At 44.3% G+C, this 15,885-nt stretch carries 7 protein-coding genes and 2 pseudogenes; 3 read left to right on the plus strand and 6 right to left on the minus strand.

Going from position 1 to position 15,885, the window contains the following annotated elements; translation table 11 throughout:
• Positions 1-125: 125 nt before the first annotated feature.
• Entirely contained in the window at positions 126-1,520 is a 1,395-nt protein-coding gene (locus DXD78_RS10235) for a glycosyl hydrolase family 28 protein (protein ID WP_005832954.1), read from the minus strand.
• 138 nt (positions 1,521-1,658) lie between these two features.
• Between DXD78_RS10235 and DXD78_RS10240 the strand changes: the two genes are divergently transcribed.
• Complete coding sequence (locus DXD78_RS10240) at positions 1,659-3,116, plus strand: glycosyl hydrolase family 28 protein (protein ID WP_034529542.1); 1,458 nt, start codon at positions 1,659-1,661, stop codon at positions 3,114-3,116.
• A gap of 13 nt (positions 3,117-3,129) precedes the next feature.
• Here the strand turns inward: DXD78_RS10240 and DXD78_RS21185 are convergent.
• Both DXD78_RS21185 and DXD78_RS10260 read right to left on the minus strand, forming a co-directional pair.
• Positions 3,130-4,260: pseudogene (locus DXD78_RS21185) on the minus strand (AAA family ATPase); the annotation flags it as partial.
• Between the two features lie 506 nt (positions 4,261-4,766).
• Positions 4,767-5,981 carry a glycoside hydrolase family 88 protein gene (locus tag DXD78_RS10260; protein WP_009038053.1) on the minus strand — a complete coding sequence of 405 codons (1,215 nt, stop codon included), beginning with the start codon at positions 5,979-5,981 and terminating at the stop codon, positions 4,767-4,769.
• Positions 5,982-6,183: 202 nt separating this feature from the next.
• On the opposite strand from DXD78_RS10260, the gene DXD78_RS10265 reads away from it, so the two are divergent.
• Positions 6,184-8,547: a glycoside hydrolase family 3 N-terminal domain-containing protein gene (locus DXD78_RS10265; protein ID WP_370448312.1), complete on the plus strand. Its 2,364-nt coding sequence runs from the start codon at positions 6,184-6,186 to the stop codon at positions 8,545-8,547.
• Between the two features lie 96 nt (positions 8,548-8,643).
• Positions 8,644-10,152, plus strand: a complete 1,509-nt coding sequence (locus tag DXD78_RS10270) for a glycosyl hydrolase family 28 protein (RefSeq protein ID WP_016272940.1) — start codon at positions 8,644-8,646, stop codon at positions 10,150-10,152.
• Positions 10,153-10,379: 227 nt separating this feature from the next.
• Here DXD78_RS10270 and DXD78_RS10275 read toward each other — a convergent pair.
• The 3 genes and pseudogenes from DXD78_RS10275 to DXD78_RS10285 all read right to left on the minus strand — a co-directional run bounded on the left by DXD78_RS10275 (position 10,380) and on the right by DXD78_RS10285 (position 15,879).
• Positions 10,380-11,352, minus strand: a pseudogene (locus tag DXD78_RS10275) (transposase).
• 202 nt (positions 11,353-11,554) lie between these two features.
• Positions 11,555-13,921: a GH92 family glycosyl hydrolase gene (locus DXD78_RS10280; protein WP_034529654.1), complete on the minus strand. Its 2,367-nt coding sequence runs from the start codon at positions 13,919-13,921 to the stop codon at positions 11,555-11,557.
• 26 nt (positions 13,922-13,947) lie between these two features.
• A complete protein-coding gene (locus DXD78_RS10285) occupies positions 13,948-15,879 on the minus strand; it encodes a glycoside hydrolase family 97 protein (RefSeq protein WP_005832976.1) in 1,932 nt (643 codons plus the stop codon).
• Positions 15,880-15,885: the final 6 nt, after the last annotated feature.

A 15,885-nucleotide genomic window follows, 5' to 3' on the forward strand; every position in this document is an offset into this window, starting at 1 on the left:
TTCTGTTTTTATGAGGAGCATAGCGGGCTATGTGACGAATAAAAAGAGGAAAACAGACCGGAAAGAAGCTTGGGAAGAAGCTGAAGAAATACTTTTTGAAGAAAATTTAAACTGGCTCTTATGGTTCACTTTATTTTAATTCCTTTTATAAACTCATTGGTTACTACTCCTTTCAGGTCCTTCATCCGTTCTCCATTGATTACTACATTTTCAAACGTCACGTTTTGCACGGTTCGTTCTTTGTCCAGTCCTTGCATCAACGATGGATTCTCTCCTACTCCTGTGTACGTAATGTTCCTGAAAGTAATGCCGTCAATGCCGCTTCCCGGCTGTTTATCATATTTCCCGTTGAAGCGTACTTTGACATAGAAAAGCCGTCCTTCCTGAATATTCTCTACCCGGATATCTTCAAAAAGAACATTACGGACCTGGTTCTTGTCACCGCAATCCACTGTCATGCAACCTTGATAAATCGGGTCATCCTCGTCATGTTCCAGAATGTCGATGTGGCGGAAAGTCAAATTTTCTATTACTTCTCCCGTAGGTGAATCGGGGTCGCCATGGCCGCCTACATTGATGGGATGTGCCACATCTGCCCAAAGAATGGAGTTCTGCACAGTGATGTCGGACGAACCTCCCCACCAGTTCCAGCGGTGATTGTACAGAGCGATGCAGTCGTCCGAATTGCGCATGAAGACATTGTCAATCATCACACTGCGGCAGCACATCATGTCAATGCCGTCACTCCAACCCTTGCAACTGAATGATTTCAGGTTTTTGATGGTGATTCCCGTTGAACCGCCTCCGAATACGGTATAATGATCAGGGTTCACTACGGTAATTCCATCTATCAGCACATTCTTTGAGTCAGTCACTTCAATGCCCCGTATCGGATGGTCCAAGATGCCTCGTCCGATAATCCGGACATTTTCCGCTTTGTCTACCAGAAGTTTCGCTTTGACTACCGCTCCCGGTGCCAGATACACGGTGGTATTACCGGGAATACGGATTTGATTATTAGGTAAGTCTTTAGGACGGTGGACTCCCGGACCGAAGTACATGATGCCTTTTGTCTCTTTATCATATTTTTCTGTTTCCAAAGGATTGGCAAAGAGATGCAGATTGTGCAACCGGTCGCCATCAAATTCAATAGAGAGATACTGTGGCTTTTCCAAAGTGAAAAGAATGGCGTTTTGTATCTGCTTGTATTCAATACCTTTACTCAAAGGGCGTATGGTCACTTCGCGCACGCTGCCATTGTTCTTCTTCACCATTACCTCTACAGCACTTCCCATATCAAATTGTACCATGGAAGCATTCTGCACGTTGTCCATATCTACCTGTACGTTGTATTCAAACAAGTCTTTCCACTCACCGCCGGGGATGCGTACACGTACCGTGTAGTCGTCATTATGGGGCATGCCCGGATTTAAACTTTCAGGATATGTCACTAACTGTGCCTGTACTCCTGCGGTAAAGGCCAACAATAACATCACTACTAATTTGCAAATCTGTTTCATAAGTTCCATCGTTTTCTACACAAAATATACGATTGAAAGCCGAAAAGCACTTAATTTGCACAAATTTCATTAGCCCTACTAAGTGAACATCCCGTAGAAAACGTATTTCTACTTAAAACAACAATAATGCTATTACCAATGAAACTAAGAAAACTAATCCTTATCTCCGGCTTATTGCTCGGATTCGCTCAGACTATCGGCGCGCAAAACCAGTTAATCACCTATCCCGCTCCTCAGGAAGCGGAATTGAAGGACGACTTCACCGTCAAGGTGCGCCAACCGGGTGGAAAGTGGCAAACGATAGCCACCTATCCCGTCAAAGTGGACGAAGTAAAAGAGGCCCGGCACCATGTAAAGCTGGCCTCCATGAGCTATTTCGACTTCGATGGTGAAGTGGAAGTGTCGGTCACCGCCCATAAGGAAGAGATAGAAACAGCCCGCATACGTCCTCTTTCCTACGGCATCACTCCGCAGGTCAGCCGCAACACGCTTACTTTCAAGCTGAACTCTCCCCACAACTTGTCGATAGAAGTGAACGGCGACATCTTCCACAACCTGCACCTCTTCGCCAATCCGATAGACCGGAACAATCCTCTGAAACCGGGTATGAACCCGAAGAAATTAAAAAAGAACCGCAACTTGATTTATTTCGGTCCGGGCATACACCAATTACCGGGCGACACGCTGGATGTACCTTCAGGCAAAACCGTATACATTTCCGGAGGAGCCATCGTCAGAGGGTGCATACGAGCAAAGAATGCTGAAAATGTAACTATCTTCGGCCGGGGAGAAGTACATCCCGAAGGACGTGGAGCAGGAGTCAGCATCATCAACTCCAAAAACATCCGGGTAGAAGGCTTGATTACCACCCAATGCCCCACCGGTGGCTCAGACAGCGTGACGATACGCAACGTAAAGGCCATCAGCTCCTATGGATGGGGCGACGGGATGAACGTGTTTGCCAGCAACAATGTACTGTTCGATGGCGTATTTTGCAGAAACTCGGACGACTGTACCACTGTTTATGCCACCTGTATGGGCTTCAAAGGCGGATGCAAGAACATCACCATGCAGAATTCCACCCTCTGGGCGGACGTGGCCCATCCCATCTTCATCGGACTGCACGGCGATGCCGAAGGTCAAGAAGTAATGGAGAACCTGAACTATATCAATATCGACATCCTCGACCATAAAGAAAAGCAGATAGACTATCAAGGCTGTATGGCCATCAACGTAGGAGACAACAACTTGGTCCGCAACGTGCGTTTCGAGAATATCCGCATAGAAGATTTCCGTCAAGGCCAACTTGTCAACCTACGCATCTTCTTTAACAAGAAATATTGTGCGGCTCCGGGCAGAGGGATTGAGAACGTGCTCTTCAAGGACATCACCTACAACGGAGAGAACGCCGAACTGTCCATCATTGCCGGCTACAACGAAGAACGGAAAGTGAAGAACATCCGCTTCGAGAATCTCAGAATCAACGGAGAAGCTATTTACGACGACATGCCGGGCAAACCGAAATGGTACAAGATGGGAGACATGGCACGCTTCTTCATCGGCGAACATGTGGAAGGGGTGACATTTACCAAATGATGTGCTTGTTGAGTGCAGGAAGCAAGGACTCCGTGAAACCATAACGCACTTCGCCGTTGGGATAGGCCAGCCGGTAAAGACGGAAAGCAGGGTCATACCCCTTTATTGTCAGGTAGCCACTCTGATAAAGTACCGGAATAGGGTCGACAATGTGGTCGGTAGGCGCATCGAACTGTTCATCGGTAGCCGTAAGTCCGTCCAGGCTCTGCACATCGAAATCCGTGCGTTGCAATATATCAATCAGAAAGGTAGGAGTGCCCGTAGAGAACCAGAAGTTCTTGTACTCCTTTGCATCGAAAGCGTTGAACAAGCTGAACGGATTATAGATGTCGGCACAATTCTTACTGAAATGATAGCCGTCGTACTGCCGTTTCAAGTGAGCGCAAGCTTCCTCATAAGTCCCATTGTTTGCCTTGGCCATTCGCTCGATGTCCGGTTTCAAGTCTGTGAGCAATTCTTGCTCGGTGATGCCGCAGAGTGCACTGAAATCATCGTGCATGCTGATGTTCTTCAGATTATTCAGTTCGCTGAAGATGCTCAGTTGGCTGAACTTGCTGATGCCGGTGATGAAGAGAAAGCGAAGATACTGCCCCAACCTCTTGAGGGGGGCTGAAGAACTTCCGCATCTCGTTGCGGAGCTGTTGCTGCAAGGCGGTGTCGGAATTGCTGTCCAACAAGGGGGCATCGTACTCGTCAATCAGCACGACAACCTGCTTGCCGATCTGCTCGGAAGCTCTCAGAATAATGCCTTGCAGACGCTCGGAAGCGGTCTTTTCCGCTTCATCCTTTCCATAAATCTTTTCCCACCGGTGCAGGAAGAGATTAAGCTGCCCCGTAAGGTCGGTCAGTTCCATGTATTTTGTTAGGCTGAAATCGATGTGCAACACCAGATAGCTTTCCCAATCCTTCTCCCAGCGCTCCATAGCCAACCCTCCGAAAAGGTCTTTCTTTCCTTGGAAGTAGGCTTCGAGCGTAGACACGAGAGGCTCTTGCCGAAACGGCGGGGACGGCTGAGGAAATAGACCCGGTCGGTATGTGTCAGTCTATAAACCAGTTCCGTCTTGTCTACATACACACAGTCGTTGTTGCGCAACTGTTGAAAGTTCTGTATTCCTATCGGGTATCTTCTGTAATCTTCTAACATGGCTATGGAGAAAATCAATGGTTATAAAGACAAAGGTAGGAATTTTACTTATTATATTCACAAACATCTCCCATGTTTCTCATGGCTTTTTCATTTAAGGGAGTTATCGGAAGTTAGAAGGAGTTATCACCCTGCAAGCTTAGGAGTTAAAAGCCGATAGTTCTGTTGATGTATAGCTATACTATCGGCTTCTAACACCCTTTAACTCCCTTAAATGAAAGAGCCGTATATGTTTCTTCTGTTCACTCCTTATATTTAGCAAAGGCTCACTATAGTGAGCCTTTGCTAAAAAAGTACCTGATCGTCCATCATTCCTTTAGCCGCTCCGTATTCTTCAATGCAGAATGCCACGAAGAGGGCTATGTCTCTATCTTTCTTGCTCATTGTAATTCTCCTTTCTACGGCTCTGCCACACATGTTTGCCCTATTAACACATCATTTATCAAAACGACATTAGAATATTTCCTGACTTTGACAATGGGGCATGAAGGGGACGCAGTAGCAAGTCATCCGCCTTTATTTACGGTACGAAGCCGTAAAAGTGCTTCTATATAATAATAATCTGCATACATAATCGAAGCATCAATCTCACGTCCACGAGGCATATGGCCTACAGAATGAAGTAAAAAAGCTGTATTAACCGTACCCGACTGATAAGCCGATGAGGAGAGATTCTCCAACATAGCTATAGCTGCATCAAGATAATGGCGTGATTTTATCTCATCATTTACATAGCCCGAAAGTTCAATCAACGCCGAAGCCGTAACAGCAGCAGCAGATGCGTCTTTAGGAGGGAGCAATGGTGACATTGGCGCATCAAAATCCCAATATGGTACCATATCTTCAGGCAAACGACGAAGATAAGCATCGGCCGATTGGCAAGCTACTTCAAGAAAACGTACATCACGAGTTTCACGGTAAACCATCGTATAACCATAGATGGCCCAGGCCTGACCACGAGCCCACATTGTACTATCAGCCAATCCTTGATGAGTGACGCCTTTAATAAAATGACCGTCCAGTGTATCGTAAACCGCAACATGATAGCACGAATGGTCCGTACGGAAATGATATTTCATGGTTGTTTCCGCATGTTTTACGGCTACATCATACAGCCATTTGTTACCACCGTTCTTGGCCGACCAAAAAAGCAATTCAAGATTCATCATATTGTCAATAATGGTGTTATGAGGCCAATTCATCTTTTTGACCATACCCGGCCAAGATAATATGGTACCCACTTTGGGGTTATAGAGTTCGGCCAACGAATCTGCCGCATGATGAAGTGCTTGAGCGTACATAGTATCGCCCGTAAGACGATAAGCATTACCCACACTTGGCATCATAATAAATCCCGAATCATGCGAACGAGCCTTACGATAAGCTTCCGGCAACAGAATACGAGTAACATTTTCAGCTGCATGCAACCATACCGTATCCTGAGTCGCTTCGTAAAGATACCATAATGTACCCGGCCAAAAGCCAGATGTCCAAGAACCTACATGAGCATACTGCCATTTTTTCTGTCCTTTATCAATCGTATTGGGAATCGAATCTACATCAGGAAGCGTTTCAAGAGTTTTTATAGCCTGACAGCTACAGTAAGCAATAGCAGAATCCACATTAAAATCAGTGGTAGGATGGGTATGGGAAGAACACCCAAATGCGGCAAGCAGTAATCCTGCAAATAACGCATTCCTCAATCTAAAATGTTTTTGCATAATTAGTAAGTAACAAGTTTATTAATGATATAATTTATAAGCATATAAGAAATTACGAACCAAAAAGTAGAAATACTCAATCGCCCCGGCAAATTAACTATCAGGTTTAGGTAACAGTCCTGCTTGATACGTATATTATCAAAAAACATCAACCAATTGTTTTATCAGTATGAATAGATACCTAACAACCGTCCTTGTATCCATGATTTGCAGCCAGCAGTTGTGGAGCAACTCGATACTCGATTACGAGAAGGACAAGTCAACCGTCAAAAACATCTATCACAAAGGATGGATTGACTTTAACAAAAATGGCGTGAAGGACATCTACGAAGACAGCTACGCCCCACTTGAAGCAAGGGTGCAAAACCTGCTCTCGCAAATGACTCTCGAAGAAAAAAGTTGCCAGATGGCTACACTGTATGGTTCAGGCCGCGTACTCAATGACGCCCTTCCAAGTGATAACTGGAAAAACGAAGTATGGAAAGATGGCATCGGGAATATTGATGAAGAGCACAATGGGCTTGGCAGCTTCAAGTCTGCATACTCTTTCCCCTATGCACACCACGTAAAGACGAAGCACGCCATTCAACGCTGGTTCGTAGAAAATACACGGCTGGGAATCCCGGTAGATTTCACCAACGAAGGCATCCGGGGGCTATGCCATGACCGGGCGACCTACTTTCCTGCCCAATGCGGACAAGGAGCTACATGGAACAAAGAACTAATAGCCCAAATAGGCGAAGCTGAAGCCCGTGAAGCCTCCGTACTGGGATATACCAACATATACTCCCCCATCCTCGACATCGCACAAGATCCCCGATGGGGACGATGCGTAGAAACCTATGGCGAAGATCCCTATCATGCAGGACAAATGGGAAAGCAAATGATTCTGAGCCTACAAAAGAACAAGCTGGTCTCTACCCCAAAACATTTTGCCGTCTATAGCATACCGGTAGGTGGACGTGACGGAAAAACACGTACCGACCCCCACGTAGCTCCCCGAGAAATGCGCACACTCTATCTCGATCCTTTTAGAGTGGCCTTCCACGAAGCCGGTGCGCTGGGAGTAATGAGTTCGTACAACGACTATGACGGCGAACCCATCACAGGCAGTTATCATTTCCTCACCGAAATTCTTCGACAAGAATGGGGATTCAAAGGCTATGTGGTTTCCGACAGTGAAGCCGTAGAATTTATCTCCACCAAACATCAAGTGGCCAACGGATATGAAGATGCCGTAGCGCAAGCCGTTAATGCCGGACTCAACATCCGCACCCATTTCACACCACCTGCCGACTTCATCCTTCCGCTGCGCAGTGCCGTAAAGAAAGGAAAAATCTCCCAAGAAACACTCAACCAACGTGTTGCCGAGATTCTACGCGTGAAGTTCTGGCTCGGACTTTTCGACAACCCTTATCGTGGCGACGAAAAGAGAGCCGGACAAATAGTACACAGTCCCGAACATCAACAACTTGCGCTGGAAGCCGCACGCCAATCGTTAGTACTCCTCAAAAACGAACACCAGACACTTCCACTTTCCAAGTCGATACGCTCAGTAGCCGTCATCGGTCCAAATGCCGACGAGCGACAACAGCTAATCTGCCGATATGGCCCAGCCAACGCACACATTACCACCATTTACGAAGGTATCAAAAAGATGCTTCCCCAAGCAGACGTTGTTTATAAGAAAGGATGCGACATCATCGACCCCCACTTCCCCGAAAGCGAAGTCCTTGAATTTCCCAAGGCTGCCCAAGAAGCGCAAATGATGGAAGAAGCCATAGAGGCGGCAAAGGGAGCGGAAGTTACCGTAATGGTATTAGGAGGAAACGAACTTACCGTAAGAGAAGACAGGTCACGCACTTCATTGGACTTGCCCGGCAGACAGAAAGAATTACTCAAAAAAATCTGCCAATTAGGCAAACCAGTGGTATTGGTAATGATTGACGGACGCGCCTCATCCATCAACTTCGCCGCTACCCATGTTCCTGCCATCATCCATGCCTGGTTTCCTGGTGAATTCGGAGGACAAGCCATAGCCGAAGCACTGTTTGGTGACTACAACCCCGGAGGACGCCTCGCCGTGACCTTCCCTAAATCCGTTGGGCAGATACCCTTTGCTTTTCCTTTCAAGCCCGGTTCTGATGAAAGCTCCGAGACTTCTGTCTATGGTGCGCTCTACCCCTTCGGTCATGGACTAAGCTATACGACTTTCCAATATAGTGACCTTGCAATATCTCCATCCAAACAAGGAGTACAAGGCAACATCTCCATCAGTTGCACCATCAAGAACATCGGTCAGCGCGAAGGAGATGAAGTGGTACAGCTTTACTTGCGCGATGAAGTCAGCAGCGTAACCACCTATACACAAGTGCTGAGAGGATTCGAGCGCATCACTCTAAAACCGGAAGCATCGCATACCGTACATTTCGAACTCACACCACAAGAGCTGGGGATATGGGACAAACAAATGAATTTCACCGTTGAGCCGGGCATGTTCAAAGTCATGATTGGTTCTTCATCAAAAGACATCCGCTTGAAAGGAGAATTTGAGATTGCACAATAGGAACATCCGGACTGAGATAAATAGCGATAGACAAGAAAGAAGAGTCAATTCCATTCTATATATTATAACAAAACATATATAAACAAAATATACATTATGAAAACATTATTAAAAAAATTGATTTTGAGCTTTGTGCTAATCTTTGCTACAAGCATGAACATCGGAGCCAAAGTAGTTAGTTATCCGGTACCACAAACCGAACCTCTGTCCTCTGATTATACAGTTGAAGTCAACGGCATAACTATACCGGTATATACAGCCAGTACACAACACCACGACAAGAAATATTCAATTGCTTACTTCGATTTTTCGGGTACGGTAACGATTACTGTAAAAAGTAATTTCCAACTGAGCAAACTGAATATTTTGCCTGACAAATACGGCATCCGTCCATCGGTAAATAAAAACATAGCTACTTTTAAGCTAGATACTCCTTGTGACATTTCTTTTGAACCAGACGGTTGTAACAGCCCTTTGATTCTCTTCAGTAATGAATTGGAAAAAAGTATTCCCTCCAAAGATGACCCGAATGTAATTTACTATGGTCCGGGTGAACATAATCCGAAAAATGGATTAATAAAACTTACCGACAATCAGACACTATATATAGCAGGAGGTGCCGTAGTCAATGCAGGAATAGAAGCAACTGGTGACAATATTACGATTTGCGGTCGTGGCATTTTAGACGGTTCCGATTGGGAACACAATGCCGGTCCAACAGATTATATGATTAATGCCAAACATTGCAATAACTTGGTGATGAAAGATATTATTTTGAAAGGCTCTTATTATTGGACTATTGTTCCGCAAGATTGCGACCGTGTATTGATTGACCATATCCGTTTGGCCGGTTCGCGAGTGGGAAATGATGACGGGGTAGATCCTTGCAATTCCAGCAATGTAACGATACGCAACTGCTTCTTTCGTACGGACGATGATTCCGTTTCCCCCAAAGGCATCACTCGTGCAGGAGGTGAAAGTCATTCTAAGTCAGTAGAGAATATCACGGTAGAGAATTGTGTATTTTGGGTAGATTTTGCCAATGTATTTCGTATGGCTACTGAAAGTAGTTGTCCGGCATTCCGCAACTTCACGGCACGAAATATTGATGTCATCCACTTCCCTGACCGTGACCGGGTACAAATATTTTGGTTACACCCCACAGGTGAAATGAGTATGGAGAACCTCTGCTTCGAAAATATCAGAATCAATGGGCACAAACCTTATAATTTAATTAAAATGACTCCTGCCCTTCAGTTGGTTGGTACTCGTCCAATAGAGAAGCCGCGCCCCAACAATATCAAAACTGGCCCAGGACGGCGTGGTCCAGGTAGTTGTGGATATGGAGAATTCGTAGTAGTTCCATCTAGTGGTCCATATATACACAATGTAACTTTCCGCAACATATATACATACGGTACAAAGAATAGCCCTAAAGCTGGAGGAACTGTTTTGTTACAAGGGATTGATGACAAATACAATATATCGGGCGTTACTTTTGAGAATGTAAGTTATTACGGTGAACCGATAAACGCCCTAAGCGAAAAAGTACAAATGAATGACTTTGTGAAACACGTACAGTTCGTAGGCAAACACATTGAATAAATTGGGGATATTCAGTAAATGTTCCCGTTTCTAATAAATCAAGAGAAAAGTTTTACTTTACGTGAGCTTTTCTCTTGATTTTTCCGTTCAACTCTCCCGGTCTTCTATCTTTTTCATAGAATATTATTTACATATACTTATTCTTTTCTTCCCACCCATGCGTTATGTACATGCCTTTTTTAGGTGAAGTTAAAAACCTCCCCTCTTTTCTTCTTATTTTAGTCTGATTATGCAGCCATCCTTTTTTTCCTCTCTACTTTTTCTATCATACATACCGCATTGGCTGTATGTATCCCAAAGAAAATCCAAAGTACTTCCGTTTTCCTGGTTCTGGCTTTTATCCTGGCCAGTGAGTAATGTTGCTTCTGCGTTCCAAAACTTCCTTCCAAGCGGGTAGCTCTTTCACGGCTGAGTTCCGACCGTAAAATCTTACGAAGCGGCTCATCCTTGGCAGCTCTGCCCTTACGCTTAAAGGAAGTACTTATATGATATTTAGTACAAAATTTCCGGTTGGCATTATTGGCATAGATTGAATCTGCCACAAGCGCCTTGACCCTAACCCTGGTCAGTTGTTGTTGCAGACGAATACAGTCTTTCAAACGTACTCCTTCATTAAAATCCTTAAAAGAGATATGTTCTATGAAAGAGATTCCATCTATCTGTATATTGTTGACTTTGGCTCCGAATTCAACGGATTTGGTTTCCTTGCCCCTGATGATGGGGCGAAGGTGATGCCGGTCGATACTCACAATACGGTTAGATACTTTCTTGCCTGCAAATAAACTCTTCCCTTGCTCAAGGATTGTCTGTATGACCGAAAAGCGTCTTTGGTAATCAGAGGATAGTAAGTGACCTGCGTTTAATCATACGAATCTGCGATTTCCTGCGTTTACGTAGTTTACTATAAGCAAGGTAGGCACGGCCTACATCAAGATGGCTTTCATAACAGGTGGCATCGGGAAAAGTTGGTATAGGACTTCAAGACCATCAAGGCTATTTTACCTTCGGGAGAAAAATAACTTTTACGCCCCAAAGCAGAGGACTTCAAATGCATTTGTCGGGCCAATTCCGAGAAAGGAAACAGAGCATGGAGGCGGCCTAATTCACTCGTTGCAAAACTTTGACGATATTTTTTAGCATATCGAACTCAGTAAAACCCAAACGAGGTTCGATTTCTGAGATTTTTTGTATCTTTACCATGTGTTTTTAGTTTAGATTACCCCCGTTTTGGCCGTCAAACCGTTTTTTGGGGGAATGCTTAAAGAGACAAAAAGGCAACCAACTCGCAATGAATTAGTTGCCTTAAATTTCCTTATTTTAGGAATATCCCCAATTAAAGACCTATTCAAATAAGAAAAGCTATACGGAGGTTGTGTCAACGTTTTGACGCAACCTCCGCATTTTAATCATCCTGCGGCAATTTACCAATTCCCCATTGCTTATTAGGCTTATCACCCAAATGCAATTCAAGAACACCACCGTTAGCAAAATCTTCATGATAGAACCAACACCTATCCCAGGGTTTTCCATCAAACGTAGCCCGTTGGATATACATATTTTTGTCGGAATTGCCCGTAGTTACAATTTGGAAAGTCTTTCCCGGATAGTACCTATTGTCAAGATGTATGGTCACTTTATCAAATATAGGAGAGGTTATCTCATAATAAGGCTTTACAGCGCAGCCTCCGTCCACTTCAAACAGTCCCATCGCCATTAAAACGCCCAAAGCTCCCATCTGCCCTTGGTCTTCATCATCACGATACCCACCATACGGGGTAACATCAGCATAAGCCGCTTTGACCTTACGCACCCATTTTTGTGTCAGCCATGGTGCCCGAGCATGATTGAAAAGATGAGCCATGCCCGTGCCTGGTTGGTTACCGTAATCAGTCCAATTACCAGATTTGGTATCTTTTGAACGGAAAAAACCATAAGGCTCACTCTTGACAAAGTTCTCATTCAAACGCTCGGCATATTTCTTATGACCACCATAAAGTGCTATTAAACCTTGCATATCGTGGGGAACATAATGAGAATATATAGCCGAATTGCTTTCACAAAAACCACCTTTCTCCGTCAACTCAAGTGGATCGAAATCAGGTAACCATTCTCCATCCGTCCCTTTAGGTTGCATGAATCCTGATGCTTTATTCCAAAGGTTCTTATAATTTTTTGAGCGTTCAAAGAACAATTCATAATCAGCTTGCTTGCCCATTGCCTTGGCCATTTGGGCAAGACACCAGTCTTGATATGCGTACTCCAAGGTCATAGATGCACCTGTAGTATGCATACCTACCACATTCGCACGTCCATCAGGCACATATCCCATTTTAATATAATATTCCATTCCACCTGAATGAGCATCCTTACTATGTTCGTAACCGGCATGGTCACGAATACCTCCAGGAAATGCATTCTTGCGTAGCCCTTCATAGGCCAAATCAGCATCATAATTACGAATACCTTTGTTATAAGCAGTTGCAAAGAAAGACACAGCAGGATCGCCTATCATTACATAGGTATAATTCCCCCCCGAAGGTCCGCGAGGAATAAGTCCCCCATTACGATACATATCCAACATTGTATTGCAAAAATCATCCATCAGATGCGGATAAGCCATAGACCAAAGAATATCAAGCGACCAATGGCTCCCCCACCACGCATCAAAATTATGATGATTGTAGAGAGGTTTACCACTTGCAGACAAAGGAATACGGCAAATACGGGGAAAGTCAGACGTTTGGTCAAGATAACACCCATCAACATCACTCACTACCTTACGTCCCAATAATGCGTGCCAAAGATCTGTATAGAACTTTATCTGTTGCTCACGGCTACCGCCCTCCACTTCTATCTTACCAAGCCAAGTATTCCACTCATCAAACGAAGCATGTTTTACCTCTTCAAAATTCCATGATTCCAGTTCCGCATAAAGATTCTTACGAGCCTGCTCTACACTAACGTATGAAATGGCAACCTTCAGTAGTACTTTTTCATTGGCCTTGGTACGAAACTTCACAGCCAATCCCACATTCTTTCCTGAAATTCGCTCAGGTTTGGTATTAGGCACTATTTTCCCTTCACGCCAAGTCACTATCTGCTCCACCGGCTTGCTCAACTGTGCATAAAAATAGACAGGTGTATCCTTAGGACGACGCCCTGTACGCTCCATTATTTCCCAACCAGCTATTTCCGTATCACTAATCTTCCAGACTTCCGAATAAGCGGTAGGACTGTGAGCCAAAAAAGCGCCAGTATCAAAAAGGACATAGCTCGAATCGCTTTGGGGGAACGTATAACGATGGAAGCCTACCCGCATTGTCGACGTTAATTCAGCAGTCACATCATAATTTGTAAGTTTCACCTTATGAAACCCAGGTTTGGCAATCTCACCCTCATGAGTAAATTCAGACTGATAGGAGTCCATGCCCAAATGCCCTTTAAATGGACCAACCGTAGGCATTACAGCAACACCGGACATCTGCCAATTATGAATATGGCTAAAACATCGTATATACTTAGAGCCATACATATAACCCGATCCCCATGAATGTTCCGTATCTGTATCAGGACTCAGACTGACCATACCAAATGGGCGACAAGCAGAACTAAAAAAGAACCAACGAGAACGATGGCTGTCCACGAATGGATTTACCAGTTCTACATACTTCCAATTTGTTTCGGGCTCATTAGAATAAACCTTTAACGACATTAACAATGATGACAGAAATACTAAAGCCAATAAACACTTCTTCTTATCACATTTCATCATACTGGATTTTAAAAATTAAATCTTTATAATTTCTGCTTCCTATAGTTGCGAACATTTCGGTTATCACCTGTATCAAGCACCAACCGAATAGCGGCACCACCGGAAGCACGAAGAGAGAAACGAAGCACCGACTGGGCATTCACAAGATACCGCTGACATCGCACACGAGTACGGGTTTTTACTGATTTATCTCCATCTGTATAAATCTCAGCTATATAAGACTTTCCTTGCGGCAAAAAATCGAGACTAATCTCCTGTTCGCGAGCATCATTATTGGTTATGGCACCAACAAACCACTCTTCACCTTTGCGGCGAGCTATGGTAACGAATTCGCCTATCTTACCTTGAAGCACCTGCGTATCATCCCAAGTAGTATAAACATCATCAAAGAATTTCAATTCAGGTTCATCTTGTGAATCAGAGGGTTTATCATACCAATACATATACTGAAGAGGGCTGTAATAGATTACAGAAAGAGCCAACTGATGAGCAGGAGTTGTTTGAATAGTACGAGAACGAGGTACCCCATAACTATCTTTATCCGTATGCAAACGCCCGAAGTCCTGACGATAATAACAGATAGTATAGTCTGCGGCACCTGCAACAAAACGCGTAAAGGGAAGAATGGTATTATGAGTCGCATCAGGGAATTCTTCATTTCCTCGAATACCTTCTTGGGTCATCAGATTGGGATAAGTACGACTAAAACCCGTTGGACGATATTCATCATGAATGTCCACCATAAGGCCATATTGCGCACATTTCTTCACCGCTTCGTGCATCCACCTTGTCCATATTTGAGAGCCGACCTGTACAAAACCGAACTTAATACCCGCTATACCCCATGATTTGTAAAGAGGAAGTATCTCGTCCAGTTGTTGTTGAAGAGCACGTTGATTTACATAAAGGATAACACCTATTCCTTTCGACTTGGCATAACTAATCACTTCTTGCAGATTAAGCGCATCAATCTGCTCATTGCGCCGTGGGTCGAGCGTTACGGTAGTAGCATCAGAAGACTTGTCATATTCAAAACCATACCAACCTGCATCAAAATGAATATACTGCAAGCGGCGCTTCACTGCAAAATCCACTAAAGCCTTACCACCTTCAGTGGTAAGTGTAACCTCCCGCATTACCTTCCCCGGTTTAATCCAGGATGTATCAGCGATTTTACAATCAGGATTCAGATTAAGCAACAAGTCATTGTTAGCGAGAATATCTCCTGGCCGGGAAGCGCACATCACAATTCTCCAAGGCGTATGATATGGAGCTATATCCTCCACTATTCCATACATTGAAGTAAGCAAAGTATAAGGTTTCTCATCCGAAAGTTTAAATTTGGTACGCACATAATCCACGACCTGAGCCTCGGCAAGACAAGCATATTGGCCTTCTGGCAATTGAAGCATCAACGGACGATCCGACTCATTTTCCCACCCTTCGAGTGGCAAAAGATTATAAGGGGTCTGTGCCCGTTCGGTATGCCAAGCAAGAGTGCCTTTAGGAAGTGTAAATTGGGTAAACTCATTTTCAATCTTCAAATATTCACCTCCTACAAAACGATAACGGAATGCAACGCCTTCGTTATAAGCTCGCACATCCAGCACCATTCTCTTCCGCGAACCAGTTTTAGCCAACTCTATCTCGCAAGCATTATATAATTCCTTCACAACGGCACGTTCACCGTAGACAGGTTTCCAATTCTTATCTATCCGGCTGTTACGCGAAGTGACTATTCGGATTCCATCATACCAATTTTCGTTCCATTCGATTCCTAACCGAGAAGGTTCTATCACCTCTTTCTGTTGATAGAAAAGCGAATAGCTCAATTGTCCGTCATCGCTCACCGTAAACTCATATTCGCCGTCGGGCGATGTAACCTTCACCGCTTCTGCCATAACAGAAAACGCAACCAACATACCCCAAAACGTCAGTGTTAATCTCTTCTTCATATCAAT

This window comes from Bacteroides sp. D20, from assembly GCF_003436255.1.
GTDB classification, from domain to species: Bacteria; Bacteroidota; Bacteroidia; order Bacteroidales; family Bacteroidaceae; genus Bacteroides; species Bacteroides uniformis.

Excerpts from the sequence above, each read along its gene's own strand:
- DXD78_RS10285 (WP_005832976.1), bottom strand. The coding sequence starts at position 15,879 with ATGAAGAAGAGATTAACACTGACGTTTTGGGGTATGTTGGTTGCGTTT.
- DXD78_RS10280 (WP_034529654.1), bottom strand. The coding sequence starts at position 13,921 with ATGAAATGTGATAAGAAGAAGTGTTTATTGGCTTTAGTATTTCTGTCA.
- DXD78_RS10270 (WP_016272940.1), top strand. The coding sequence starts at position 8,644 with ATGAAAACATTATTAAAAAAATTGATTTTGAGCTTTGTGCTAATCTTT.
- DXD78_RS10260 (WP_009038053.1), bottom strand. The coding sequence starts at position 5,981 with ATGCAAAAACATTTTAGATTGAGGAATGCGTTATTTGCAGGATTACTG.
- DXD78_RS10240 (WP_034529542.1), top strand. The coding sequence starts at position 1,659 with ATGAAACTAAGAAAACTAATCCTTATCTCCGGCTTATTGCTCGGATTC.
- DXD78_RS10265 (WP_370448312.1), top strand. The coding sequence starts at position 6,184 with ATGATTTGCAGCCAGCAGTTGTGGAGCAACTCGATACTCGATTACGAG.
- DXD78_RS10235 (WP_005832954.1), bottom strand. The coding sequence starts at position 1,520 with ATGAAACAGATTTGCAAATTAGTAGTGATGTTATTGTTGGCCTTTACC.